Source organism: Synechococcus sp. O70.2, from assembly GCF_047462135.1.
GTDB lineage: Bacteria > Cyanobacteriota > Cyanobacteriia > Thermostichales > Thermostichaceae > Thermostichus.
Genome location: NZ_JANSIS010000001.1, coordinates 108,918 through 134,571 on the forward strand (window position 1 = coordinate 108,918; position 25,654 = coordinate 134,571).

General features: G+C 59.5%; 24 protein-coding genes and 1 tRNA gene. 9 read left to right on the forward strand and 16 right to left on the reverse strand.

Features of this window, described 5'->3' with window-relative positions:
- Positions 1-70: 70 nt before the first annotated feature.
- Positions 71-1,576, forward strand: coding sequence for a YcjF family protein (locus NW812_RS00485; RefSeq protein WP_414393097.1), 1,506 nt, complete (start codon positions 71-73; stop codon positions 1,574-1,576).
- A gap of 44 nt (positions 1,577-1,620) precedes the next feature.
- Here the strand turns inward: NW812_RS00485 and NW812_RS00490 are convergent.
- The 8 genes from NW812_RS00490 to NW812_RS00525 form a co-directional block, all read right to left on the reverse strand.
- Positions 1,621-1,695 (reverse strand) — tRNA-Arg (locus NW812_RS00490).
- Positions 1,696-1,728: 33 nt separating this feature from the next.
- On the reverse strand, positions 1,729-2,214 hold the full coding sequence (locus tag NW812_RS00495; RefSeq protein ID WP_414393099.1) for a molybdopterin synthase catalytic subunit: 486 nt from the start codon (positions 2,212-2,214) through the stop codon (positions 1,729-1,731).
- Positions 2,215-2,514 carry a MoaD/ThiS family protein gene (locus tag NW812_RS00500; RefSeq protein ID WP_346426097.1) on the reverse strand — a complete coding sequence of 100 codons (300 nt, stop codon included), beginning with the start codon at positions 2,512-2,514 and terminating at the stop codon, positions 2,215-2,217. It lies immediately after the preceding gene.
- A complete protein-coding gene (moaC, locus tag NW812_RS00505; protein ID WP_414393101.1) occupies positions 2,453-3,547 on the reverse strand; it encodes a cyclic pyranopterin monophosphate synthase MoaC in 1,095 nt (364 codons plus the stop codon). The genes NW812_RS00500 and moaC overlap by 62 nt, the downstream gene beginning before the upstream one ends.
- A gap of 4 nt (positions 3,548-3,551) precedes the next feature.
- A complete protein-coding gene (moaA, locus tag NW812_RS00510) occupies positions 3,552-4,490 on the reverse strand; it encodes a GTP 3',8-cyclase MoaA (RefSeq protein ID WP_011429091.1) in 939 nt (312 codons plus the stop codon).
- Position 4,491: 1 nt separating this feature from the next.
- Positions 4,492-5,655 (reverse strand): molybdopterin molybdotransferase MoeA, encoded by a 1,164-nt coding sequence (locus NW812_RS00515; RefSeq protein ID WP_414393103.1) that lies wholly within the window; start codon positions 5,653-5,655, stop codon positions 4,492-4,494.
- On the reverse strand, positions 5,633-6,106 hold the full coding sequence (locus tag NW812_RS00520; RefSeq protein WP_011429093.1) for a nitrate reductase associated protein: 474 nt from the start codon (positions 6,104-6,106) through the stop codon (positions 5,633-5,635). The genes NW812_RS00515 and NW812_RS00520 overlap by 23 nt, the downstream gene beginning before the upstream one ends.
- Positions 6,103-8,181 (reverse strand): molybdopterin oxidoreductase family protein, encoded by a 2,079-nt coding sequence (locus tag NW812_RS00525; RefSeq protein ID WP_414393104.1) that lies wholly within the window; start codon positions 8,179-8,181, stop codon positions 6,103-6,105. The genes NW812_RS00520 and NW812_RS00525 overlap by 4 nt, the downstream gene beginning before the upstream one ends.
- Before the next feature lie 501 nt (positions 8,182-8,682).
- Between NW812_RS00525 and NW812_RS00530 the strand changes: the two genes are divergently transcribed.
- The 7 genes from NW812_RS00530 to NW812_RS00560 all read left to right on the forward strand — a co-directional run bounded on the left by NW812_RS00530 (position 8,683) and on the right by NW812_RS00560 (position 14,173).
- Entirely contained in the window at positions 8,683-8,793 is a 111-nt protein-coding gene (locus tag NW812_RS00530; RefSeq protein WP_414393106.1) for a type IV pilin protein, read from the forward strand.
- A 42-nt stretch (positions 8,794-8,835) separates the two neighbouring features.
- Complete coding sequence (locus NW812_RS00535; RefSeq protein ID WP_414393108.1) at positions 8,836-9,117, forward strand: hypothetical protein; 282 nt, start codon at positions 8,836-8,838, stop codon at positions 9,115-9,117.
- Positions 9,118-9,238: 121 nt separating this feature from the next.
- Positions 9,239-10,561 carry a dihydroorotase gene (locus NW812_RS00540; RefSeq protein ID WP_414393109.1) on the forward strand — a complete coding sequence of 441 codons (1,323 nt, stop codon included), beginning with the start codon at positions 9,239-9,241 and terminating at the stop codon, positions 10,559-10,561.
- A gap of 40 nt (positions 10,562-10,601) precedes the next feature.
- Entirely contained in the window at positions 10,602-11,603 is a 1,002-nt protein-coding gene (gene rapZ / locus NW812_RS00545) for an RNase adapter RapZ (protein WP_414393111.1), read from the forward strand.
- Positions 11,596-12,954, forward strand: a complete 1,359-nt coding sequence (locus NW812_RS00550) for a gluconeogenesis factor YvcK family protein (RefSeq protein ID WP_414393112.1) — start codon at positions 11,596-11,598, stop codon at positions 12,952-12,954. Before rapZ ends, NW812_RS00550 begins: the two co-directional genes overlap by 8 nt.
- Before the next feature lie 257 nt (positions 12,955-13,211).
- Positions 13,212-13,913: a protein-L-isoaspartate(D-aspartate) O-methyltransferase gene (locus NW812_RS00555; RefSeq protein ID WP_414393114.1), complete on the forward strand. Its 702-nt coding sequence runs from the start codon at positions 13,212-13,214 to the stop codon at positions 13,911-13,913.
- Between the two features lie 74 nt (positions 13,914-13,987).
- Positions 13,988-14,173 carry a hypothetical protein gene (locus NW812_RS00560; protein WP_414393115.1) on the forward strand — a complete coding sequence of 62 codons (186 nt, stop codon included), beginning with the start codon at positions 13,988-13,990 and terminating at the stop codon, positions 14,171-14,173.
- Here NW812_RS00560 and NW812_RS00565 read toward each other — a convergent pair.
- The 5 genes from NW812_RS00565 to NW812_RS00585 form a co-directional block, all read right to left on the reverse strand.
- Positions 14,170-14,739 (reverse strand): peroxiredoxin, encoded by a 570-nt coding sequence (locus NW812_RS00565; RefSeq protein ID WP_414393117.1) that lies wholly within the window; start codon positions 14,737-14,739, stop codon positions 14,170-14,172. The two genes, NW812_RS00560 and NW812_RS00565, sit on opposite strands and share 4 nt — an antisense overlap.
- 42 nt (positions 14,740-14,781) lie before the next feature.
- A complete protein-coding gene (locus NW812_RS00570) occupies positions 14,782-15,288 on the reverse strand; it encodes a GNAT family N-acetyltransferase (RefSeq protein WP_414393119.1) in 507 nt (168 codons plus the stop codon).
- Between the two features lie 188 nt (positions 15,289-15,476).
- Positions 15,477-15,629: a hypothetical protein gene (locus NW812_RS00575; RefSeq protein WP_414393121.1), complete on the reverse strand. Its 153-nt coding sequence runs from the start codon at positions 15,627-15,629 to the stop codon at positions 15,477-15,479.
- 646 nt (positions 15,630-16,275) lie between these two features.
- Positions 16,276-17,025 (reverse strand): precorrin-2 C(20)-methyltransferase, encoded by a 750-nt coding sequence (locus NW812_RS00580; protein ID WP_414393122.1) that lies wholly within the window; start codon positions 17,023-17,025, stop codon positions 16,276-16,278.
- A gap of 20 nt (positions 17,026-17,045) precedes the next feature.
- A complete protein-coding gene (locus NW812_RS00585) occupies positions 17,046-17,489 on the reverse strand; it encodes an STAS domain-containing protein (protein WP_414393124.1) in 444 nt (147 codons plus the stop codon).
- 404 nt (positions 17,490-17,893) lie between these two features.
- Here NW812_RS00585 and NW812_RS00590 point away from each other — a divergent pair, with 404 nt between their 5' ends.
- Positions 17,894-22,687, forward strand: coding sequence for a translocation/assembly module TamB domain-containing protein (locus tag NW812_RS00590; protein WP_414393125.1), 4,794 nt, complete (start codon positions 17,894-17,896; stop codon positions 22,685-22,687).
- 120 nt (positions 22,688-22,807) lie between these two features.
- Here NW812_RS00590 and NW812_RS00595 read toward each other — a convergent pair whose 3' ends face one another.
- The 3 genes from NW812_RS00595 to NW812_RS00605 form a co-directional block, all read right to left on the reverse strand.
- On the reverse strand, positions 22,808-23,092 hold the full coding sequence (locus NW812_RS00595) for a hypothetical protein (protein ID WP_414393127.1): 285 nt from the start codon (positions 23,090-23,092) through the stop codon (positions 22,808-22,810).
- A gap of 14 nt (positions 23,093-23,106) precedes the next feature.
- Positions 23,107-24,036, reverse strand: a complete 930-nt coding sequence (locus tag NW812_RS00600) for a hypothetical protein (protein WP_414393128.1) — start codon at positions 24,034-24,036, stop codon at positions 23,107-23,109.
- Positions 24,037-24,191: 155 nt separating this feature from the next.
- Positions 24,192-25,640: a carotenoid oxygenase family protein gene (locus tag NW812_RS00605; RefSeq protein WP_414393130.1), complete on the reverse strand. Its 1,449-nt coding sequence runs from the start codon at positions 25,638-25,640 to the stop codon at positions 24,192-24,194.
- Positions 25,641-25,654: the final 14 nt, after the last annotated feature.

A 25,654-nucleotide genomic window follows, 5' to 3' on the forward strand; every position in this document is an offset into this window, starting at 1 on the left:
GCACGCCCCCTGCTCAAGAAGCGGCTGGGGGGAGATAGGGAAACATTTGGGCAGACGGGGAGTTGGCATAGTGTTGTCGCGCTCCACTTGGCTGTGGTTATTAACAGGGCTGGGCCTGGTGGCCTTGAGCCAGTACCTGCAGTGGGTTGGCGGCATCCACAGCTCTATCGCCTCCTACTCGGAACCGCTGGCCGACCTGACCGTGGCCGGCATTCTGGGAGGAACGGTGACTACGGGGCTGGTGGTGCGCCACTGGTGGCAGCAGGTTTGCCGAGGACAAAGGGAGCCCACCCCAGGGGCCAAGCCGCAGCGGCGGGTTAAGTTGACGCGGGCTCAGGTGCAGGCAGATCTGCAGGATGTCGATTCCCTTATCCAGAAGTTGCAAAACGACATCAGCCGCCGTGCCCTGCAAGCCAAGAAACAGGAGATCGATCGGCGGCTGGCTGAGGAGGCATTGCACCTAGTGGTGTTTGGCACGGCTTCTGCTGGCAAAACCTCTCTCATCAACGCTCTACTGGGGCGACCGGTTGGGGAAACTGCCCCCACTCTGGGCACCACCCAGCAGGGCTCCATTCACACCTATCAACTGGAAGGTTGGAACAGCCCCATTTACCTCACCGATACCCCTGGGCTATTGACCATCGGCGGTGCCGGCGAAGCAGAGGCCCGCGCCCTCGCCCAGAAAGCGGATCTGTTGATTGTGGTGGTGGCCGGGGATCTGCTGGCTTCAGAATACGCGGAGCTGCTGGAGTTGGCTCGGTTGGGAAAAGCCACTATCCTGGCCCTCAACAAGACGGATCAAATGCTGCCGGAAGATGTGGAGACCGTCCTAACCCACCTGCGCCGCCGCACTGCCGGTGTCATCCCTCCTGAGCAGGTGGTGGCCATTGCCGCTGACCCCGAGCCCTTGAAAGTCCGCTACTGCTTCCCGGACGGATCCCGTCAGGAGACCTGGGAGCCCCAGCCCCCTGATACCGCCGCCCTCATCCAGCAGATGGCCCGCCTACTGCAGCAAAAGGGATCCCATCTGCGCCTAGCCAACGCCCTGCTGCAAACCCGAACCTTGAGCGAGGCTGTCCAGCAAGCCCTGCGGGAAGAGCGCTGCCAACGGGGCCGCCAGATCGTGGAGCGGATGCAGTGGGCAACGGCTGCAGCTCTGGCGGTAACCCCCCTCCCTGCCTTGGATGTCCTGGCGGGGGTGGCCATTCAGGCCCACATGATTGGAGAGCTGCACCAAGTCTTCGATCGCCGCATTACCCTGCAGCAGGCTCAGGCAATTGCTCACCGCTTGGCCCAAATGATTGTGCAACTGGGCGGACTGGAGCTAGCTACCCATGCCTTCAGCTCTGCCCTCAAAGCCAGCCCCTGGATGCTCATGGGGATCCCTCTGCAGGCAGCTAGCGGGGCCTATCTGACGCGGGTGGCGGGGCTCAGCTACCTGGAGTGGCTGCAGTCAGGGGATCCCTGGCAGGAGGAGCTCCTGCAAGAGCGGCTGAGGCAGCAGCTCCAGAACGGCCATCCCCTCGCTTTTTTCAAACAGTTAGCTCGCCAGGCCCCCTCCAGCTCCAGCAGCTAGCCGAAGACTTTTCCAAGAACCCGCTAGGAAACCAGCAGGGCTGACGGGACTGGGCGGATTTGAACCGCCGACCTAGCGCTTAGGAGGCGCTTGCTCTATCCAGGCTGAGCTACAGCCCCAGGTCAGGTACCTCACTGATACTAGCAGAGAGGCTAGGGGGTATCGCCGCAAGGCTGCCGAGCAATAGCGTTCTTATGGAATTGCTGGAACAAAGGCTTTGCTTTCTGACATAAAACCCAACGCGGCGGCTCACCCCAGCAGTACTCTTTTTTCCAAATGGGCAAGCGCTCCTTGATTGCATCAATGATGTAACGTGCTCCAGCAAAAGCGGCGCCGCGATGTTCAGCTGTAGCACCAACCCAAACCGCAATATCACCAATTGCAAGATGACCCTGGCGGTGACAGGCAACAGCACCGCAGAGGCCAAACTTGGCGTGGGCTTCTCGGAGGATCTTCTCGCCCTCCTTCTGGGCAAGGATCTCGTAGACTTCGTACTCCAAGCTGAGAACAGGTTTGCCCTGGCTGTGGTTGCGTACCCAGCCCTCGAAGGTTACTAAGGCACCCGCTGTGTTATTGACGAGCAAACGACTGAGTTCAGCTGGCTGGATGGTGCTATCCACAATTAGAAAACGCAGCATTTAGCCCCCACAAACTGGTGGAATGAAAACTACCAAGGCACCTTCATCTATCGGCCTAGTCAAGTCACAGAACTCATGATTGACAGCAACCTTAACGTCCTCCGCTGCTAGCGAAAATCCATACTTTGCTTGCAGCTGCTGATAGAGCTCTAGGTAGTTTGCTGCACTGGTTTGCAGCACTTCGCTGCTCCGCTGAGCCTGTTCCCGCAGCACTGCTACATATTGAATTGTTACGGTCTTACTTAGGACAGATTGAGTTACCATGGCTGCAACTACCCCGAACTGATTGGAAAGTGGCATACTCCTCGGCGGTATTGACGTTCATGAGCTCGACCTCATGGTTGGGGGTAACTAGGGTGCAGGGCTGCCTGCTGAGGATTTCCACAGGGCAGTACACCCCTTCCGCGTAAGCCCTTTCTAGTACCGCTGCAGCTTGAGGAGTATAGATGGCGCAAAGAGCTTCCGGGAAGCCGCGCTCGGGGTTAACATAGCAAGTTGCGATTGTTTCGGCTTGGTAGTGATCCAGCAGCTTTTGGATTGTTTCTGACCGAAGGTTCAGTAGATCACAGGCAACAACCAACCAGTTAGCTTCAGGATGAGTATTCAAGGCAGTCAATAGGCCACTGATCGGGCCAACGCTTTCTACTAGATCTGGTAGTGTGGGCAAGAGCTCTAGAGCTGTGCCCGACCACTGACCGGCACGCGCTGACAAGTAAACCTGCTGGCAGTAGGGCTGCAGCAGTTCATAGAGATAGGCGGCGTGGGGTTTGCCAAAAGGGTTCAGCAGCGCTTTATCGCGACCCATGCGCTTGCTACGTCCCCCTGTGAGCACCAAGCCATAGAGGGGACGTTCCAGGAGGGCGTTTTTGCCGCCGGACTTAGTTACTAGGCGGGTCTCCTGGATGCAGATATGGGGCGACACCGACTTGCACATGTCATAGATTGTCAGCGCTGCTGTTGCCGCACCACAGAGAGCTTCCATTTCAACCCCTGTCTTAGCGCTGGTCTTGACAGTGCAGTGGATGGTTACAAGCAAGTGATCATCAATTGTGATATCAAAGGTGCAGTCTTCAACAGGGATCTGATGACAAAAGGGGATCAGTTGGTCAGTTCTTTTAACAGCCATTGTACCGGCAATGGTTGCTGTCTGAAATACCGGTCCTTTTTTCAGGTGGATATCTTGGCCAACAACATAGGATCTGAGAGCAGGTGGCAGTTGAACTCTTGCCCGTGCTGTGGCCGTTCGCAAAGACACCGATTTGTGGCTAATATCTACCATATGCGGATGGCCTTGAGCATTAAGATGGGCCCATGTACGATCAGCTTTGTCCATAGAGCTAGCCCCCTAAGCCGTACATTGGGTGTGAGACCTGCTCAACCCGGCGCAGTGGTTTCATCCCCAAAAGCTGCTGGTAAATTTGCTGACGTTGGCCTGGTGTTTTGTCTCGAACCGAGAGACCCTCCTCACTAAATAGGCAGGCAAAGAGGCGACCATCAGCTGTCAAGCGCCACCGGGAACAGCTGCTGCAGAAGGGCTGAGACTCAGAGGCAATAAATCCAACTTTAACATTCTCGTCGATTGTAAAGTAAAACGCTGTCGAATCAGGTGCCGCTGGAAGGGGGGTTAGAGTATAGCGTTCTTGCAGACGGGCAATGCACTCTTGTGCTGAAACGTAGTGTTCTTCATAGAGAGAGTTGGCATAGCCGACCCGCATCAGCTCCAGAAAGCGAACTGTCACGCCTGTCTTGCGGGCAAACTCAACGAAATCAAATAGCTCGCAATCGTTGATCCCCCGCATTACAACCGTATTGACTTTGAGGCTAAATCCCCGGGCAATACCCTCCTGGATATTACGGAGAATATCCGCCAGGCAGTCGCGACGGGCAATTGCAGCTTGGGTGGAGGGCTGTAGGCTATCGAGGCTAACATTAAGGTTGAGAACGTTGGCAGCCTTGAGAACGTCCCAGTAGCGGTGGAGCAGCAGGCCATTGGTTGTTAGGCTGAGGGACGGGATCTTCAGCTTGGCAAGTTCCTGAATGACTTCATCAAAGTCTTGCCGAACCAGAGGCTCACCACCTGTAATGCGAACTTCTTCAATGCCATAGTCCAGCAACTCGCCAATAATTTCTTTGTATTGCTGCGGAGTTAAGTAGCTACTTTTGTCCAGAAATTCTGGATGCAAAGGCATGCAGTAGCGGCAGCGAAGGTTGCATTGATCGGTTAGAGAAACCCTTAGCTTGCGAATGCGACGATTCCATTGATCCACTAGCTGCATCTTAGTACCACGGATAGAATTGGATGCTTTGCTCGGGGCTGAGGATAGCTTGAGCCGGGGGTAACTCTACAAAGCCATCGCTGTCTGTTAGAGCGATGAAGTCTCCGGAGTTGTTAGGCATAATCGGTGTAAAGACTCGGTTGGCGCTCATCTTAACGGGCACAAAAAGAGTGAGATTGGGTTTGAAGGTAATGACTTCACTTAGGTGCCCAGAGTCAGTGTTACGGTTGAGGAGATAACGATGCAAACATACAAGAGCTGAGATGGGGTTGCCTGGGAGGCCCCAAACTATAGTATTGGCCTGATGGTCGATGCCAAACCACATTGGCTTGCCTGGCTTTTGCGCCACGCCGTGGATGTAGGCAGTAACACCACAGCTTTGCCAGATGGCCGGCAAGTAGTCACACTTTCCCCTTGAAACACCCCCAGAGTAAATCAAGAGGTCGTAGTTTGGGGTATTGGCTTGGTAGTGGGTGGCAATGGCAGCAGGATCGTCCGGAAGGTGATCGGTCTCAACCTCGGTATACCCGTAGGCAAGAAGAGCCGCTCGGAGGGCCTCAGCGTTGGAGCGCCGCAGTTGGTAGGGTGCAGGGGTCTGCTCAATGGGAATCAATTCGCTGCCAGTTGCCACAACTTTGATGCGAGGAGTCCTCTCAACTTGGATGCGGCTGTAGCCAAAGGAGGCCAAGATCCCGACGTGGATGCTCTTGAGGGTAATGCCGGGGCGGAGAACCAGCGCTCCTGCAGAACAATCGCTACCTTGGGGATGAACAAAATCACCCCTGTTGCGTTCGACTTCCTGGGTGATGGTGGCAATTCCTCCCTCGATACGAATTTGCTCGTAGGGAATGACGAGATCACTACCCAGCGGCAGGGCACAGCCAGTCATCACTTCCAAGCACTGCTGCGGATCGGGCAGGGTGGCAGGGCTTGTCCCCGCAGGGGCTATGCCTGCAACAGCAAAGCTTCGCTGCCCAGCAGCATAAGCGGCATAGTTGATGGCGATACCGTCCATCAGGACCCGGTTAATTGGCGGGTAGTCCCGATCGGCGTAGATCGGCTCTGCCAAAACCCGGCCCACACAGCTTGCAATCGGGATCGACTCGGTTTTGGCTGGCAGCCAGTGGTCTTTAATAATGGCTTCAGCTTCCTGGACAGTGACCATAGGTGTGGGGTGCGGAAAATTCCTGAAAGGCGGGTAGGAAATTGCGGTTTTCGTGGCCAGGGCGACTGAGCTTAATGAGGGCAAAGCGCTGCAACGGGGTCAGCTTTTGCCATAGCTCAAGAGTCAGCACGACCCCCTTGGCTGCCGCCTGCTCAAGAACGCAGTCAGGGATGGTGGTAGCGTCTTCCCAGGCAGGGTTTGGATCAACAGTTACCTCAGCGGCCTGCTCTTGGCAGACACTTTCGATAAGGTGAATTAGGTAGGCGCGGTAGGCAGCTCGGTTGTCAGCGGTATCCGTTGGCAGGTCAACCAAACTTTGGCGCTGCTGGTAACTAAAACGCAGCCACTGATGTAACTTGAGCTTGATGCCGCACTGATCGAGCTTTAAGCGCACGATCATGGGAATGCAGCGAAGGCTGTCGGCAAAGTCTTGCTCAAACTTAAAGATCATTTTGGTGGCAGCTCGATGCGACTAAGCTTGACGGCACAGGCTTTGAGTTCAGGTTGCTTTGAGCTGGGGCAGGCAACCGGGTGGGTGAGAGCGTTACAGCTTGTATCATTGCCCCACAATGCCCCCCAGTGCATGGGCATGAACACTGTGCCAGGGCTGATGGCGCAGGTAATTTTAACCGGCAGGGTAGCCTTGCCGCGCCGTGATTCAATCCTCACCCAGTCACCCTCAGTTAGCCCTACCTTGCTGGCATCGCGGGGATGGATTTCGAGAAAAGGTTGGGGGTGCATTGCTCGGATTTTGGCGACATGTCCAGTGCGGGTTTGGGTGTGCCAATGGCCATAGAGACGTCCTGTGGTGAGGATGTAGGGATATTCAGGGTCGGGCGGTTCGGCAAGGCCGCGGGAATGGCTGGGGATGAAGCGGGCACGACCTGTGGGCGTTGGGAAACGGTGATCGGTATAGAGGTTGCGGGTCTCCACTGAACCTGTGCGCGGATATGGCCATTGCTGAGGCCCCTGGCGCAGGAGCTCATGGCTGAGGCCAGACTGATCGCAGAGACGCCCGGCAGTTAGACCCACATATTCGGCAAAGACCTCAGCGCTATCGGCAAAGTCAAATGCCTTGGCAAAGCCCAGGCGGCGGCCTACTTCCGCCCAAATTTCCCAATCAGCCCGCGCTTCACCAGGAGGGTTACGCCAAGCTGGACAGAGGGTAACGCGGCGCTCCGAATTGGTCATGGTGCCTGTCTTTTCGCCCCACTGGGCAGCAGGGAGTACCAGATGGGCATAGGCAGTGCTTTCGGTGGGGAAGTAGGCGTCTTGGACAATCGTAAAGGGCGACCGCGCCAGAGCTGCTTCTACCCGACGTAGATCAGGCAGGCTCACCAGGGGATTGGTGGCGGCAATCCAGAAAATATCGAGGGCATCGGCTTCGAGGGCACGGATCATCCCCAGCGCATCAAGGCCAGGTTCAGGGTTAATTGGGCCAAGCTGCCAGTGCTGCTCCACTGCTGCCCGATCCTCTGGATTCGTAACCTTGCGGTAGCCGGGCAATAGATGTGCCAAGCCGCCCGCTTCTCGACCGCCCATAGCATTGGGCTGACCTGTTAGCGAAAAGGGCCCTGCCCCTGCAAACCCTATCTGGCCGGTGAGCAAATGGAGATTGATGAGGCTGGTCACCTTGGCCGTGCCTTCGCTGGACTGGTTAAGCCCCATCGACCACATGGAAAGCGTTTTCTGCGACTGCTGCCACAGTCGCGCAACAGCAAGTACCTCCTCAACTTCTAGGCCACAGCGGCTGGCTACTTGCTCAGGGGTGTAGTCGGCAACCAGGGCAGCATAGGCTTCAAAGCCTTCGGTGTGCTGGGCAATGAAGTCATGGTTGATGGCGCCCCACTGAATGAGTAGGTGAGCAATGCCATTGAGCAAGTCAATATCGCTACCTGGAGTAATCCTCAGATACAAATCGGCCTCCTCAGCCGTCTGCGTACGACGGGGATCCACCACAACAATCTTTAGGCTTGGGTCGCTTTTGTGGCGCTTGCGCAAGCGATTGAACAGAATTGGGTGGCATTCAGCGGTATTGGTGCCGATCAAAAAAGCCAGCTCGCAGCTATCGAGATCCGTGTAGCTACAGGGGGGGCCGTCCGAGCCGAGACTCTGGCTGTAGCCCTCTACGGCAGAAGACATGCAGAGGCGGGAATTGCTGTCGAAGTTATTGCTTCCTAGACACCCCTTAAGTAGCTTTTGGGCAATGTAGTAATCTTCGGTTAGCAACTGCCCTGAGCCGTAGATGGCAATCCTTTCGGGAGAGGTCTGGCGAATGCGCTCGACAATTAAATCCAGCGCTTGATCCCAGCTCACCGGCTGGAAATCCTCGCTGAGGCTAGGGCGATAGAGAGGCACCGTAGCCCGATTGCAATCGAGGGTTTCCAGGAGAGTCGCACCCTTAACGCAAACCATGCCCTGGCTGGACGGATGAGCTCGATCGCCGCGAATTTTTGTGCCGTCGGCCAGGATTTCTAGGCCACAACCAACCCCACAGTAGGGACAAAGGCTGCGTACGTTATCCATGTTCCCCCTCTGTTGTTACTTGGCTTGGTGTGGGCAAGGCGGCCGTAGGGAAAGAAGCTAGGGGTGTTGGGCCTAAGGCCTGCTTATCTAGCTGTCCTTGCCGCGGTTCTCACAAGTTCCAACGCCCCAGCCTAGAGACATTGACCTGGAACTTTTGTAGCTTGCGTTACTTTTTGCTCCTCACTATGCGGAAACATCATAGGAGGAATGCTTGAGCAGCATAGCCACCTCCTGCCAACTGCGGCTAGGTCTCTAGGCAAAGCAAGGGAGAAACAGGCAAGGAGTGCTCCTAAAGGCTCCGTCCTGCTAGACGAGGCGAGGAAAGTTTTAGGTCTGTAAAGGGCAACCTGAGATCAAGCTGCATAGGGGAGAAAGGCCCCCGAGTCGTTTGCACTTGGATACTGACGCTCCAAAGGGGAAGCAGACGCTGCTATGAGCTGACTTTCTCTTCATAAAGCCTATCTAATGCTCTGCCGTCGAGCAACTAAAGCTCCGCACGTCATGACCTTGATCAAGCTGCTGGCGGTAATCGTAATTGTCGGCATTCTCTCTGCTATTAGCATTCCCAATTTTCTTAACCACATTCGCCGTTCCAGAGTTGCAGAAGCCTAGACAGCTCTAGCAGCTATCGGCGGTGCTTCAGAAGTTTTCCGAATGGACTTCATGGTTTATCCTCCTGCCTACGCCGATATTGAATTTGGCGGGATCCACAGGGATCGCTATTTGCAAGATCCTTGGCAAGCCCCCAACTATCGTCTTCCTGAAGTTGTTCCTCCCACTGCCAGCTCAAGCGGCGTTCGTTGGATGACTGAGTCTCACACACATACAACTGTTAGTGGGGATCTCCTGCGCTGCGACCTTGGCTTAGGGGATCGCCAGCAAGAGGTTTTGGCCTCTGGCTACGACCTGCGCAGCTCTTGCAACCTCTATCGCTAGGAAGACAAGACTCGGGCAACTTGAGCTTGAGCTGCCGACTAGCTGTTCCATCGATTGGCCGGTTCTTAACCTGCTCGACAGGTGTTATCTTGAAAGCGCCTGTGAAAGGGGAAGCGGAGCTTTGGCCAGTAGCCTGCTGATCCGCAATGCCGAGCTGGTGGTACCGGAAGGGGATCCCTGGGTGGGAGATGTGCTGGTGCAGGAGGGGCGGATTGCCCAGATTGGCCAACATCTCTCCACAGAAGGGGTAGCTAGGGTCATCGATGCCGAGGGCCATACCCTGATGCCGGGGGTGATCGATCCCCAGGTTCACTTTCGCGAGCCAGGCCGCGAGCACAAAGAAGACCTGCAGACGGGATCCTGGGCCTGCGCTCGCGGTGGGGTAACTAGCTTTTTGGAGATGCCCAATACAGATCCGCCAACAATTGACCAGAGAACGCTAGAGGACAAATTGGCGCGGGCTGCCAGCAAGTGCGTCGTCAACTACGGCTTTTTCATTGGAGCCACTGCCGATAACTTAAAGGAGCTGCAACGGGTGCAAGGAGCCTGTGGCATCAAGATCTTCATGGGATCCATGCATGGTCCGCTACTGGTGGATGATCAGGCTGCTCTAGAGAGGATCTTTGCCGAAACGGATCCCAACCTGGTCATTGCTGTCCACGCTGAGGATCACGCGCGAATTCAGGCCCGCCGAGCTCTTTTTGCCGGACGTACGGATGTGGCGGTTCACTCCCTCATTCAGGACGAAGAAGCAGCCTTGATTGCCTCGCGCCGAGCTCTAGACTTGGCCACCCGCTACCGCCACCGCCTGCACATTTTGCACCTCTCCACTGGCCTGGAGGTGGAGCTGCTGCGCCAGCACAAGCCGGCCTGGGTCAGCGCTGAGGTTACCCCCCAACACCTGCTGCTGAGCACTGCCGATTACGCTCGCCTAGGATCCCTGGCCCAGATGAACCCGCCGCTGCGGGATCCCGCCAATTTGGAGCAACTCTGGCAGGGACTGCACGACGGCATTCTGGACTGCATCGCCACCGACCATGCCCCCCACACCCTGGCCGAGAAGGCCCAGCCCTACCCCCACTCCCCCTCTGGCATGCCTGGGGTGGAGACGGCCTTGCCCCTGATGCTGACGGCCGCGCAGCAGGGCCGCTGTACCCTACACCAGGTGGTGCAGTGGATGTGCGAGGCGCCGGCCCGCCTCTACGGGATCCCCAACAAGGGGCGGCTGCAGGTGGGCTACGACGCCGACCTGGTGCTGGTGGATCGGCATACGCCCAAGCCAGTGCGACGGGAAGAGCTGCTGACCAAATGTGGCTGGAGCCCCTTCGAGGGCTGGGAGTTGGTGGGCTGGCCGTTGCTAACCATTGTGGGCGGGCAGATCGTCTTTCAAAACGGCCAGGTGGATCCCTCGGTGCGCGGCCAGGCTCTGACATTTTGCCGCTAGCCAGTAGAGGTAGATCCCCCCTCGCCCTAGAATAGGCTGCATGGACAATCAGCCGACAAAACCAACCTCTGCAGCCCCAGCCGTTCTGGTGCTTGCCGGCCTGACCGGAGCAGGGAAAACTTTGGCCATTCAGCAACTCGAGCAACTGGGCTACACCGGCCTGGAAGGGATCCCGCCTGCCCAGGTCATCCCCTTGGTTGAAGCGATGCGGCCTCACCACGCGGCTTTGGCCATGAGTTTAAATCTCCACGCCCAGGAGTATCGGGAGCAGCTCCCCGAGCTAGATGCCTGGATGCGAGCCCAGGGGATCCCTTTCCTGTTCCTAGAAGCCCGGCCTTCGGTCTTGCTCAAGCGTCTTAGCGCCCACCGCCGCCCCCACCCCCACCACACCGGTGGCGGCCTGCTGGAAGCCATCGAGCAAGAAATCCGCGAACTAGCCCCCATCCGGCAGCGCTGCACCCACCTGCTGGATACCTCGGAGCTCAATAGCCAACAACTGCGGCAGCAACTGCAAGCCTTGGTGCAGGGGCTCCCCCAACCTCTCAACCTGCGGCTAGTGAGCTTTGGCTTCAAGTACGGCATTCCTCCTGAGGTCAACCTGCTGTTTGACGTGCGCTTTCTGCCCAACCCTTTCTTTCAGCCCCATCTGCGCCACCTCACTGGCCAGGATCGGCTGCTGCAGGAGTTTCTCTTTGCTGATCCGCTGACCCAGTCCACCTACCAGCAGATCTTTTCCCTCCTCCGGGCCTGGTGGCCCCACTATCGAGCAGAACGGCGGCCTCACCTAACCGTCGCCATCGGCTGTACCGGCGGGCAACACCGCTCCGTGGCCCTGGTGGAACGCTTGGCCCAGGATTTGCAGCCTTGGACCCTTCCTGCCAACGGCTCTGGCCTGCCCGAGCTCAACCTCCAGGTTCAGCACTGCCATTTGCTGGAGTCGCAGCGGGAGCTGGAAGCCTGCTTTGGAGCACCGCCTGCTGGCCCCAGCAAGGAGCAGCCAGAGGATAGGATCCCTTTGGCCGGCGTTCTTTCCCATGAGTAAACCTGAGCTCCGCAACAAGCCCCCCATCCGGGGACCTCGCCGCCGCAAGGCTGCCTGGTGGCGAAGTGGCTGGAAATGGCTCTTCCCTGGCCTGGCGGTCAAACGCTGGCTGAGCCTGGCGGTGGGAGGCGTACTCCTGATGCTGCTGGGCATTGCCATTTGGACGGAGCTGACCCCCATCTTTCGCCTGAAGCGGCTAATCGACATTACCCTGCGCTGGATCACCACCTGGATCCCGAACAACATCAGTGGTCCCTTGGTAACCGGGATTGGCTTGGTGATGGCGGTGCTAGGTTTTCGCAGCGCCCTGCGCTCCATCGAAGATGTGCTGATCCCGGAAGGGGACGAAGCGCTGGTGGATAAGCTCCTATCGCATCGGCGGCTAAGCCGTGGCCCTCGCATCGTGGTGCTGGGGGGTGGCACCGGCCTCTCCAACCTGCTGCGGGGGCTGAAGCACTACAGCTCCAACATCACCGCCATCGTTACCGTGGCCGATGACGGCGGCTCCTCAGGGCGCCTGCGGCGGGAGATCGGCGTGTTGCCCCCTGGCGACATCCGCAACTGCCTCACGGCCTTGGCCAACGAGGAAAAGCTCCTCACCGAGCTGTTCCAGTACCGCTTCCAGGCGGGGGAAGGGCTGAGCGGGCATAGCTTCGGCAACCTGTTCATCACCGCCCTCACCGCGGTAACCGGGGGCGACCTGGTCCGGGCCATCACCGCTACCTCTCAGGTTTTGGCCATTCAGGGACGGGTGCTGCCGGCTACTCTAGCCGATGTCACCCTCTGGGCCGAGTTAAGCGATGGCCGCCGCGTCGTGGGTGAGTCCAACATCACCAAAGCTAGGGGGCGCATCTGCCGCATTGGCTGCGATCCCCCCAACCCTCCCGCCTTGCCCGAGGCAATCGAGGCTATTGAGAAAGCAGAGTTGGTAGTGCTGGGGCCGGGCAGCCTCTACACCAGCATCATTCCCAACCTCCTCGTCCCTGAAATTGTCGAAGCCCTGGCCAGAAACATGGCGCCCCACATCTACGTGTGCAACATCATGACGGAGCCGGGGGAAACCGACGGCTACACCGTTGGAGATCACGTCATGGCCTTGGATCGGGTGGCGGGCCTGCGCCTGTTCGATGCCGTCCTGGTGCAACGGGATCCCCCTTCCCCTCGGACCCTAGAGCGTTACCGCCGCAACGGCTCCGAGTTTGTGGTTTTGGACCCGGATAAACTGGCCTACTTGGGCTGCCGGGCCGTTCTGGCCAACGTCATGCAAGAGGATCCCGCAACTGGCTTGGTGCGCCACAACCCTGAGCGCCTAGCGGCAATGCTGATGCGCTGGTTCGACAGACACCGCTAAGCCCTCCTGTAGCTCCTAGATTCTTCCATGCGGGGGAGGAGGAAAACTTCCCGGCGATGCCGCTTCGCTAGCAACGACTCACCCCGACGGATTTTGGCCACCCTGGGCCCTTGCAGGACCGGGGCTATGGAATTTCCGGGAGAGATTTGTGGCAGCAGGTTTAAAAGTGGGCCAGGATCGAGGTGAGGGATCCCAAGTTACGGCGCAGCATTCCAGGGAAATCCTGGCAGGCTGTTAGCTTTGGAGGTTAGACGCCAATGGTAAGGTTGTTCTCGTCCCTCTTTAGCAGGACGGGTGGGGTTCGCCCTCCTCAGCCCTGTGCCGAGAGTGGCTTGGATCCCTGGGCTGACCAACGGGAACGGATGGTAAGGGAGCAGATCCTTCAGCGCGGGATCCGGGATCCCCGGGTGCTGGAGGCGATGCGCAAGGTGCCGCGTCACCTTTTTGTTCCCCCCGAGCTGCGGGATCGCGCCTACAGAGATTGCCCCCTGCCCATCGGCTACGGCCAGACGATCTCTCAGCCCTATATCGTTGCCTTTATGACCGAGGCAGCCCGCCTCACGCCTGAGTCGGTGGTGCTGGAAATCGGCACTGGTTCCGGCTACCAAGCGGCCATTTTGGCTGAGCTGGCCCGACAGGTGTACAGCGTGGAGCGGCTGTCTCCCCTAGCCACCCGCGCTCAGCAAACTCTGGCCTCCCTTGGCTACCGCAACGTGGAGGTGCGTCAGGGAGATGGCTACCAGGGCTGGCCGGAACACGCCCCCTACGACGCCATTGTGGTTACAGCCGCACCCCCAACCGTGCCGACAGCGCTTCTGGATCAACTGGCGGTGGAAGGTACCCTAGTGGTACCGATAGGTGAAAGCAAGGCATCCCAGTCCCTGCTCATTCTCCACAAAACGCCGGAAGGAGTGGTGCAAAAGGAAGCTTTCCCCGTGCAATTTGTGCCCATGGTCTAGGGCAGGGGTTAGCAAAGGCCGCGATCTGACTAGGAAAGCGATAAGCTGGAGAAGCTGAGGCAACCACTGCAGCTATGGAGCCAGCGGAAATTGCCGCCCTAAAAGAGCGCATCAGACGTATTCGCGAGCGCCGGCCCGTCCTGGTCAAGCTTTTGGAAAGGCCGGATCTCGGGGACTTGCGCGTCGATGTCAACCAAGCCTTAGAGGAGATTGACGAGCTGCTGCAAGAGTTCGAGCAGACCTTTGGCCCCCAGGACTAGCCCTTCTTGGTAAGCTCCTGCAGTTGGGCCAAGACCTCGGCGCTGTGCCGGTAGGGGTTGACGATTGGGTAAATAGCCCGCAGGATCCCATCGGGATCAATGAGAAAGGTGTTGCGCAGGGCCATATCCCCCATCCACGAGCCGTAGGCGCGGCTAACCGTGCCCTGGGGATCCGACAGCAAAAGAAACTGCAGCCCCTCTGCTAGGCAAAAACGGCGGTGGGAGTCCACCGAGTCGGCGCTTACGCCCACAATCTCCGCTCCTAGGGCCTGGAACTTGGGCAGATCCTGCTGGAAGCGGCGGGCCTCGATCGTACATCCGGCAGTGAAGTCGCGGGGGTAGAAGTAGAGCACAACCCACTTGCCGCGAAAATCCGCCAGGCGCCGCACCTGGCCCGACTGATCTGGCAGTTCAAACTCTGGCGCTGGGGCCCCAATCGAGGGCAGGGGAGTAGTGCCCCACTGGGCAAAGGCAGCCTGAGTCCCTCCAAAGCTAACCAGCAAAGCTGCAAACAAAGCTACAAATACGGCCCCCCAGCCCCTCCTGCTCACGGTCTCAACGTCCACGGCAACGCCTCTCTCGCCTTTTCCCTCCTAGTTTACATAACTTTACGGCAACCACTTGCAGAGCAAAAGCTGGGGTGGGATCCCCAGCCACTGCCAAAGCTGAGGGGTGCGCTCGAGGGGCACGTAGCCCAGTTGGGTGTAGAGTTGCTGGGCGGGCAAGTTATCTTCCAGGACGTGCAGCTGTAACCGGCGATAGCCCCACTTCTGCACTACCTCCTCAGCGCTGAGCAAAAGCTGTCGCGCAATTCCCTGCCGTCGCCACTCTGGCAGCACCGCCAAGTTCGAAAGGTAGGGATACTTCCCGTGGGCCATCGCCCGCAGCGAGATCTCAGCAGTCCCCACCACTTTCGCCCCCACCGCCGCCGCTAAGCAGCAGTAGTAGGGATCCCTGGCTGCCAGCTTGAGGCGTAAATCCTGACGAATGATCCGTTTGTGAATGGGGTGCAGCCAGCGTTGCAGGCCTAGGGGCGGGTAAAAGACCTGGGCAAGAACCTCCACCACAGGATCCAGGTCGACGGCTGTGGCGGGATAGACCACGAGGGAGGGCACTGTGGAGGGAGCGCTTACGTATCCCTACCATTTTCGCAAACAATGCGAAGTGGCGGCCCTTGCTCGGGAACCGCCACCCCAGCACCAAAGCCAGAGCTTAACAGCCCTGAAACGAAGACCAACCCGCTGGCCACCTCTTAGGAGCTCAACCCCTGGACGTGGCAAACCCCTCTCCTTCCCCCCTCGTCCTACAGCTCACCGGCATAGCGAGCCGAGCGCTTGCCGCGATAGCGATAGATATCATCTGTGATGGGCTGGTAGCCAACTTCCACTAGGTCGGACTTGGCAGGGGTGAACACGCGAATAACTGCTCTTGCAATTTTCGACAGAAAGGTAAACATAGAGACCCCCCACCTCAAGAAATCTCAAGTTTTACTAAAAATCTCGGCTCGCTAGAGCCTGCAGGAGGAGCACCTGAACCTCACCGAAGCACCGGTTTTCCACGTCTTCTCCAATCTTCGCTGATTCTTGCTGGAGACTCGAAATAGCAGGCCGGCGCTTCCAGAAGCAGCAGAACTTACTGTCTTTTCACCACTCCAGACGAGGTAAGCGACCCCTCACGCTACAGTGCCTGGCTTCAGTAAACCCAGCCGCTATTTGATTTAACTCCCATGTCCCTTAGCTTGGGGGAAAACCTGTCGGAGAGGCCAGGTGCTCCACTAGGCAAGACAACCCCCTGCTTGGTACACCTGCCAGCACAGCCAATTGAGAGCTTACGTGGGATCAACTTGAGAGGTTGTTTTGCTGGCAGTTTTGAGGCTGAGCAAGTTGCAAGCCGGTGTCTTACCTTTCCGCTGGATCTACCTCCTTTCCTGAATCACTACACCTCTAATCTAGCCCAGGCCGCCTACCCCTGTAGCGGCTGGCAACTGTTTTTAACAGTTTGTGTTACTTCTTCAATTTGATTTCCATCTTTCTTCACGGGTAGTACACGCAGATCCTGCGGTCAAATCTTCTTGCTTTTTCTCCTGGAGAAAAGCTCATTTTTTAGGAGCTTTTTGGCAAGTCAGCCACTCGAGGAGAGCTGCGATTCTGAGGCCACAGGATTAATAGGGAAAAGTAGGGGGGGCGGTAGTCGGCCAATCCGTCGAGGGTGGGGAAAAGGGCTTGCTGGGGCCAGCCGGCCCAGACCACTAGGCTAGCCCGCTGCAGCCAGCCTTTTTCGGCCAGCCACTGCCAAACTTGGGGGTAGACGGAAGCCACCTTCATGAGGACAACCACCTCAGCCCAAGCACAGGCCTCCTCCAGCTCTGCTAGGGCAAAAAGAGCGGGCAAAATTGCCAATTTCTCGGGGCCGAGGGCCAAAGGGGATCCCAAAGCCGCCGCAGCAGCCAGAGGAGAGCATACCCCCGGTACGACCTGGATGGGCAGGTCAGGGAGCCGCCGCCGCAGGGCCTGGGCCAGGTAGGCAAAGGTGCTGTAGAGGCCCACATCCCCTTCGCAGACAAAGGCCACATCTTCTCCCTGCTCCAGAAGGGGAGCTAGTTGCTCGGCAGCCGCCTCCCACGCCGCCTGGAGGAGCTCAGGCTGGGTAACAAAGGGCAAAGGCAGGGGCAAGAGCGTTTGTCCCGGTTGCAGCCAAGGACGCACGATTTGGTAGGCCAAACCAGGCTGGCCAGCAGCATTTTGGGGACAGGCCACCCAGTTGACAGCCTGGAGAACCCGAACAGCTTTTAGGGTCAGCCACTCGGGATCCCCGGCGCCGGCGCTGATGCCCCAAAAAGTCCCCAGACCCATTCCAATATCCCAGCAGCGGCCTAAGAAGCTTCGCCCTTGGGCTCCTCCGGGCTAGATCCGGCGGCTTCGGAGCCAGCCTCAGAGGGGGGAGAGGCCTGCTCGGAGCGCCTTTTGCTCTCTGCAGCTAGATAATCCAAAGCTTCCTGGAGTGAATTGCGCAGGGACAAGAACTTCTCCAGCCGCACCAGCTTTACCGTTTGGGTAATGCGAGGATTGCTCACTACCTGGAAGATGCCCCCGCGCTCTTGCACCAGTTTGGCCAGTTGCACCAGGGCACCGACGCCGGAGCTGTCGATGAAATCGATCCCTGTCAAGTCCAGGATAAGGTTGGGGGATCCCTTTTCTAGGTGCCTGGTAACCACTTTCACGAACACCGGCTCAGAGAAGGCATCCAGAAGGCCGGCTAGGTGGAAAACCTGGCAGTCTTCCAGGGCCTCGTGGCTACCACGCAAGCTAACTGTCAAAGACAGAGGTTCCGGAATGGCTTCTCTCCTTTATCTCGACGGCTCCAAAAGGCTTATACAACCTTATACAACACACCAGGGGACAAAACTGTAAGCCCCTCGTACTGCTCCCTACTTACGTGGTAGCTCACACTGCCCTGCCAGAGGGATCCCCCCGGCAAGCTGGGGGTGTAGACAGACCACCCGTGGGCCTCATTGTAGAGGGCTGGATCAAGCCATGTCCATGGGCAGGGGATTGCGGCTGGGAGTAGGGATTTCTTCTCTCTGGCCCCTCATGGCAAGCCAGGAGTCCTTGGGTAGGATGGGGGCAGCTGTGGCTATCCCCAAGGAGGGCTTCTCAAGGGGGGTGCTTTGGATCCTGAGGGTAGGTGTTGGGCGAAGAGCGACGCAACAAAGAGGGTGAAGTGCCGCAGCAACCCTTTCCCCTCTCCTCCAAGACTTGGGCGAGGATAGGGGCAGGCCTGGGTTTGGGCTTGACGGCTGCCGCCTTTGGCGCTGCCTGGGGAATCGGCGTCTACTTTCAGGATCAAGTGCTGCCCCAGGTGGAAGCTGCCCTCTCGCAGGCGATGCGCCGGCGGGTGGAATTGGGAGAGGTGAGGCTTGTGGCTCCCTGGGGAGTGCGGCTGGGAGAAAGCTTCATTGAACACTTGGCCAGCATTGGCTCTATCGACCTCAGCCCCGACTTCTGGACATGGCTACAAACCGGCGAGTGGGTGCTCAATGTTACCCTAAACCAGCCCCAGTTGCTGCTCATGGAAACGCTGGATCGCGGCTGGGCAGACGTGCAGTTTCAACTGCCTCAAGGGGAGGGATCCCTGCCCTTGCAGGGGTTGAACATCCGTTTGCGGGGGGGATCCCTGACGGCCATCCCCTTAGTAGGGGAGCGACGGCAGTTCGAGGGGCTGCAGGGCCAGGTGCAGGTGAGGCTGAGTGCCCTGCCGGGGGAGAAAGCCGGAGGACGAGCCAGTTTCCAGCTTTCGGCGGTCCTGCGCCCGCTGGCAGGTAGAGGGAGGTACCCTCTGCAGTTGCGGGGGGTGGCGGATTTTGCCCAGGTTTCTGGTTCGGTGACGGTTGCTGCTGCTCGCCTGCCTCTGGATCTGCTGCCCAGCATCTTGCCGGCAGCGCCTTGGGCGGAGGTGGAGGGGGAAGCTAGTCTAGCTCTGCAAGTCCTTTGGGGAGGAGAAGGGACGCCGTCCCGCTTGCACAAACGCCCTTTGGAGTTGACGGGGCAAGCCCAAGTTCAGCAGGCGCGGCTGAGGCTGGAGAGGTTGCCTCGTCCTTTTGAGGAGGTGAGGGGCTCTGTTCGCTTTACCCTGGAGGAGCTGGAACTGGAGGGGATAAGCGGCCGCTTTGGCCAGCTTGCTTTTGAAGATCTCAACGGCTCCATCGCCTTCAGCGACAAGGGGTTGGATCTGCAAGCCGCCATCGCCCCGGCCAGCCTGCAGCAAATCCAGGAGACTTTCAACTTCAAGCTGCCAGTGGCGGCAGAAGGGGTGGTGGCGGGATCCCTGGCGGTCACCGGCCCCCTGGAGGGGCCGCAGATCCAAGGGCAGTTGCAAGGGATCTCGCCAGGTCGGGTGGATCGCCTGCCGGTGCCGCAATATGCTTTTGGCTTCCGCTTAGCCGACCAGACCTTGGCCTTTGAGGCCATTGACTTGCAAGCTGCAGGCGGACGCCTCCAGGGATCCGGCCAACTGCAGTGGGCTGGCGGCTTGGCAGGCCAGTTTGATCTGCAGGTTACCGCGGCCGACGCGGGGCAGGTGCTGTCCCTCTACGGCGTCGACCTGCCACAGAGGGGCAAGCTGCCTTGGGCGGGGCGGGTAACTGCTCAGGCCCAGGTGGTGCTGGCGGGATCCCAGCCCCAGGTGGAGGCCACTTGGGAAATCCAGGGGGAGGAGCTCGCTGGAAGAGGAAAGCTGCAGATCCTGCCTGGCAGGGACGGCTGGGTGGTGGAGGTGCCCCAGGCAGTGTTGGCCGTAGGGGAGGGCCGGATCCAGGCGGCGGGGCGGTGGGAGGCAGGACAGCTCCAGGCGCAGGTGGTTCCTCAGGCTGTGCCGCTGGCGTTTTTCAACCCGCAGTGGCCGGGATCTGTCTCTGGGGAGCTGACGGCGCAGGTGGACACAGGGGAGGCGGCGGAGGTGGGTCTCCTGGCGGCGCTGCGGGCCCAGGGATCCCTGACCCTGTCGCGGCTTGGGGAGGAAAATGGGCTAGTTGATTCCATTAGAGGCCAGGTGGCCTGGGATGGCGGGGGCTTGGCAATCCAAGCAGCAGAAGTCTTGGCCGACACCACCCGCTTGGGCAGAGTAGAGGGGCGCATCCTCGCGGATCCGCAGACCTTGCAGGTGGGGTCTCTAGATCTCAACTTTGCCGCTGACGGGATCCCCCTAGCCAAAGTGCCCGGCTTGCCGCCGAGGGTGGCAGGAGTGCTGCAGGGATCGGGGCGGCTCCGCGGATCTCTGGACAACCTGCAGGTGGCCGGCGAGGCCAAGGTGCGCGGCTTGCGGGTGGGAGAGGTGGCCTTTGCTGACTTGGCCGGGCCCTTTCAGGGGTCTAGCCAGGGGATGACAGTGGAGCTGAAGGGGACGCGGGAGCGGCTGGCGCTGCAGTTGGATCCCCAGTTTCGGCCCTTGCAGTTCGAGCTGCAGCTGGGCGAGGCGGAACTGCGCGGCCAACGCCACCAAGGTAAGCTTCAGGTGGCGGCGAACCGCTTGCCGCTGGCTTTGCTGGGGGGGGTTGCTGCTGGGCCGTGGGCCAGTCTGCAGGGGAGCCTCGATGGGGAGGTGACCGTTGACCTGGCAAGCGGCGCTACCCGAGGACGGGCAGCGGTGGCAGATCTGCGGCTAGGGGGGATCGAAGCCCAGGGCCTCTCCGTGGATTTCGCTTACCGTCCTGGAGACGGCTCCAGCCCCTCTTGCCTGACCATTGCCCAAGCCCAACTGGAGTTGTTCAAGAGCACCTACACCGCCAGCGGCACCCTGGAGCTGCCGGCGGCCTCCTTCCAGGCTGCTCCCGTTCCGCAAATTGACCTGCAGATCCGCACCCGCCAGGGTCGCCTGGAAGACATTGTCTCCGCCTTTAAGTGGCGGCAGTGGCAAGACCTCGCCACCCGCGGCCTGCAATTGCCCCCGCTAGGCCCCGCTGCCGTGCTAGAGACAGAGCCGGTTGGCCTGCTCGGTTCTCCCCTGCTGCAGCAATTGGAGCACTACGCCCAGGTCCTGGCCGCCCACCTGGAGGCCTTGGCCAGCCGCATGGATTCCCGCATCCCGCCACCCACCAGCTTGCAAGGAGAATTCCAGGCCAGCCTCAGCTTGGTTGGCAGTCTCGACCAGCCCAGCGTCAGTTTTCACCTGGAGGGCTGGAATTGGCAAGCAGAGGAGTTTAGGGTCGAAAGCCTCACCGCTGCCGGCAGCCTGGTCGAGGGGGCGGTGGTGCTAAAGCCGCTGCTGTTGCGCAGTGGGGAACGCCAAGCCCTTTTCACCGGCAAGTTGGGCCTGGAGGAACAGTCGGGATCCCTGCAAATTCAGGGGTTTCCTCTGGCTTTGCTGGATCGCTTCTTGCCCGAGGGGCTGGAACTCCAAGGGGATCTCAACTTGGATGTGGAACTAGCGGGCAACCTGCGGGATCCCCGGGCCCGCGGCTCCCTAACGGTGGTGAACGCCCGGATCCACCAGGTGCCGCTGCGGGAGGTAGAGGGGCAATTTGACTACAACCAGGGTCAACTGCGTCTGGAGGGTGCTCTCCTAGCCAACAGCGACGAGCCAATCCGCCTTTCCGGCCTGGTGCCCTACACCCTGCCCTTTGCCCAAGTGCGGGCTGCCTCGGATCAGATCGACCTTACCCTGCAAGCCAAGAAGGACGGCCTGCGCCTAATCAACCTCTTCACCGACCAGGTGCGCTGGGAAGGTGGCCAAAGCCAACTGGAGCTGGCCATCCGCGGCACCTTGCAAGAGCCTAGCCTGCAGGGAAACCTCAACCTCAGCTCCGGGATCCTCAAGCTGGCTGCCCTGCCGGAGCCTATCACCAACCTGACCGGCCAAATTGTCTTTAACCTCAACCAATTGGAGGTGCGGGAGCTACAGGGACAGGTAGGGGGCGGATCCCTGGTGGCTCGAGGGGTTTTGCCTGTCAACTCCCGCGGCGCCCTGCAGATGGACGAAACCTCGCCACCCCTAACGCTGCAACTGCAAGGGATCCAGCTCAACCTGCCCAATCTCTACACCGGCCGCTTGGAAGGCAGCGTATTGGTGGAAGGCTTGCTCTTGCGTCCTTTGCTCGAGGGTCGCCTAGAGGCCTCCAATGGGATTGTCGAGGTCAGCCCCCGCCAAGCGGCAGCTCCCGCCGACTCGACCCAGGCAGATCCCTTCTGGCAGCCGCGGCTGAACGGGCTGGAGCTGGTCTTAGGGCCCGGGATCCGCGTGCAGCGCCCCAACCTGTTCGAATTCAACGCCACCGGCAGCTTGCGCCTGTTCGGCACCCCCTCAGATCTCCGCCCGGCGGGCACTATCGCCCTGGAGCGAGGCCGCGTCAGCCTGCCCATTGCCAACTTTCGCCTGGATCGCTCCCGCCCCAACACCGCCACCTTTGACTTGGACAACCCCTTCGATCCTTTCCTCAACCTGCGTCTGGTGACCCAAGCCTTCGAGGTCTACCGCTTTCCCCAGGAGCTGTCTCCCTTCGACACCAACCGCAACCTGCCGGGATCCCAGCAGAGCATCGAGATCTTGGCCACCGTCAACGGGCGGGCCAGCCAGCTTGCGGCTGCGGATCCCCGCAACGGGGTTTTGACGCTTTCTAGCAGTCCCAGCCGCTCCCCAGAAGAGATCGTCGCCCTGCTAGGAGGAACAGCTTTGGCCCGACTCAATCCAGAAGCAGGGGTGGCCGGGCTGGCGGGAACGGCCCTACTCAACGATGTGGTGGAAACGCTGGGGGACACCCTTGGCCTGGATGAGGTTCGCCTCAGCCCTGTTCCCCCAGTTGACACCCGTGCTCCCAGACGCTCCTCGGTGGGCCTGGTCCTGGAAGTAGCCCGCGATCTGGGGCCGACCACTTCCGTCTCCGTGCAACGCAGCTTGACGGATCCCTTTCAGCCCACCCGCTACAGCGCCCGCTACCGCCTCAGCGACCAAACCCTCACCCGCGCCAGCACCGACTTCCAGGGCAACAACACCCTTTCCATCGAGTTTGAGACCCGATTTTAAACCTACTAGAAGAAACGGACGTGCTAAGTTGCTAGCTTGTTTCGTTGGCGAGGTTGCCCAGGGTGCCACAAAGCTGCTCCGCAGCACTGTCCCGAAGGAGGGCTAGAGGAAAGCCCTAACTCACTCTTCTTCTGGCAACTTGGGAGGAGGCTCGTTCCACTTAGGCTCGTCCAGGATAGCTTTTTTGGCTTGTTTGAGTTGTTTCCACAGCTTTTTAATTTGGCGGTAGGCTTCTTCTGGGGTAATCTTGCCCCCTGTCTCTAAGCTACAAATTAGGGACACCTTATGGCTGAATTCTTGTAAATTGGCATCAAAAACCAAGTTCTGCGGCTTGACCTCGCCCCAGTAGGGGTAGCGGGGGGAGATGAATTCATCTTTTCTGGGAGGAGGGTTTGACTCTGTCATGGCGAAGGTAGAAACTATGGACGTTTCTTCTTAGTGGGCTTGGGAGGTTTGGCTGCCTTGGCGGGATCCAGCGGCAGGCCAGGTTGACTGGGGAGCGGTTGTTGCGCGCGCCTTGGGGCGCTGGGAGGTTTCTTCTTGGGTTTGGAAGGGGAAGTTGAACGTTTTGCCTGGGGCTGTGGCCGCTCTCTGGGCACAGGGCCAATAGGAGTTGCCGACTCTATGTAGAGCTGGGAGCCGCGGCGGCGCGCCTGCAGATCCCAGAAGATACCTACTCCTTTGCCTGGCAGGGATCCAAGGAGGCGCAACTTAAAAGCCTGGGGCGCTGCCGGCAAAGCCGATCCTGCTTGCTGCTGGCCCCCCGGCCTAGCTACTTGCTGGTCGCTGGAGCTAGCGGCTGGCAGGGGATGAGTAGGGGAGGGCAACTGAGAGTGGGAGCGGCGAATTTTGACGATGATGAACCCTCTCTCCTGGGATTGAAAAACGACCTCGCCGCGAATGGAAAACCAGTCCGGCACCACCCTTGGGCAGGATCCCTCGGGCAGGGTTTGCCCCATTTCCTCCGGGGCCCAGACTCCCATCAGCTGGACGTGGAGATTTTGGCCTTTGTCGCGGGTGCGGGGATAGACCACCCACAGGTAGTTGCGCTCCGGCCTTAGGTGCTTGCGCACTAGGCTCATCACCCGGCCCAGGAGGACAGCATGGATGTCCAGACCATCCGAGGTGCGCAAAACCCCCCGCGTAAAGCGATCTGGCGAAGGAATATACCGACCCTCAATGAGGCCAATGGCCCGATACTGCATCACTTGCCCTGGGGGAGGGATGGGCTCTAGGCAGGGTCGCTGTCTTGCCACCGTTGCTTTTTCTCCCGACGTGGCGGCGTTACCTAAGCTGGAGAAGGTAGAGGCTACTCCACCCTCTGAGACCGGCAGAGTACCAACGCCCACCGCTGCTTCTAGTCCAGGGGAGCTCTTTGGCTCTGGGACTGGGCTTAGACGCTGTAGGGAAGGTTCCAGACCAGAGGCCATTCTGACACCCCCCCGCGGGAATTCTGACTCCCAGTCTAACACATAGCCTCTCGCCTACTGGCGCGGACAGGGCTCTAATCCGGCTCAGCCCAGAGGCAGGGGGTAAAGCTGCCGTGAAGGCCATAGGGAAGGTGATGCCGCAAGGGGATCCGGGCCACTGGACCGGCTGCCAGGTTAGCGGCTTCTAGGATCGCCACCTGCGAGCGCTGACTGGCTGCATCAAAGACCACTGTTACCACCCACCCGGCTTCCTCCGCAGCGTCTTCGGGATCGGGGATGAACACTGGCTCTCCCACGAAGCCGCGGGGGGCAAAGCTGTACTGCTCGCTGCGGCCTGTTGCGGTGTCCAGCTTGAGGATGGCCTGCAGGGGTGCGTTGGGGCCGGGAGCATGGGTAGCGCCAACGTAGAGGTAGCGGTGGGGTCGGCCAACGCAAGCCGGGTGGATAGCCGGGAACTCCACCGAACGATCCAGAAGCAGCTCCCGCTTGACTTTGCCTGCCTTGGGATCCAGCTCAAACCGCCATAGCTTGCCCGCTGGCACCTGGGCAAAGTCAATCTGCAGGTAGTCGGCTCCGGGCTCCAGGGCGGGGTAGGTCTCGTAGAGGATGGCATCGACTAGGACCTTTTCCCCTACCTCGTAGCCGTTGACGAAGTGAAAGACAAACCCCGGCTCCGTTTCCAGGTGCAGCGGCTTCCCCTTGGAAGGAAATAGCCAGATACGGGTGGGCTCCCCTTTTTTGAGGGTCAGGCAAGTGCCGGCTGGCTGCAGGCCCAGCATGTAGGGCCAGGGGTTGAAGGCCACAGGATTTTGGAAAAAGATCCAGTGGCGGGGCGTCCAGACAAAGTCGTGCAAAAAGGCAAAATCCGGCAGGCGGTAGTCCCACTTTTCCACCAGCCGCCCTTGGGGGTCAATGCGGTAGAATAGAAGCGTAGAAGGGGGGCCCGTCCGCACCCCAAAGGCCAGGAGATCTCCGGTTTCTGGATGGCGGCGGGGATGGGCTGTAAATGGCTGATTAGGAGCAAGGGCACCGCCAAAGGTCTCGACCCCCTCGGTGGCCAAGGTGGCTGGGTTTAGGCGGTAGGGAGCGCTGGCTTCCCAAAGGGCTAGGAGCTTGCCGCCGTGGTAGATGACGTTAGTATTGGCCGGATTTTTAAAGCGCAAATCGAGAAAATTGGCCCACCAGCCTCCTGGCTTCTGGGTGCCGAACACGCCGCGGTAGAGGACTCGACCCGCCTTCTCCTCTGCTTCAAACTCTGGCGTACGCACAAACCGGTTGCGGAAATGCACCCGCCCTCCCACAAAGGTGATGGCGCAGACCATGCCGTCGCCGTCAAAGGGATGACCGTAGCGCTGGGATCCCGCTTCCAGCTTGCCAGGCCCGTTGCGAAAGAGGGTTCCCTGCAGTCTTTTGGGGATCCGCCCCTCGATCTCCGTTACCCAGTAGTCGTACTCCTGGCGCAAAGAGCGATAGCCCAACTGCCAGTCGGAGATGCTGTAGGAGCAAGAAGCAACGCTGACCATGGCCAGTCTGCAAG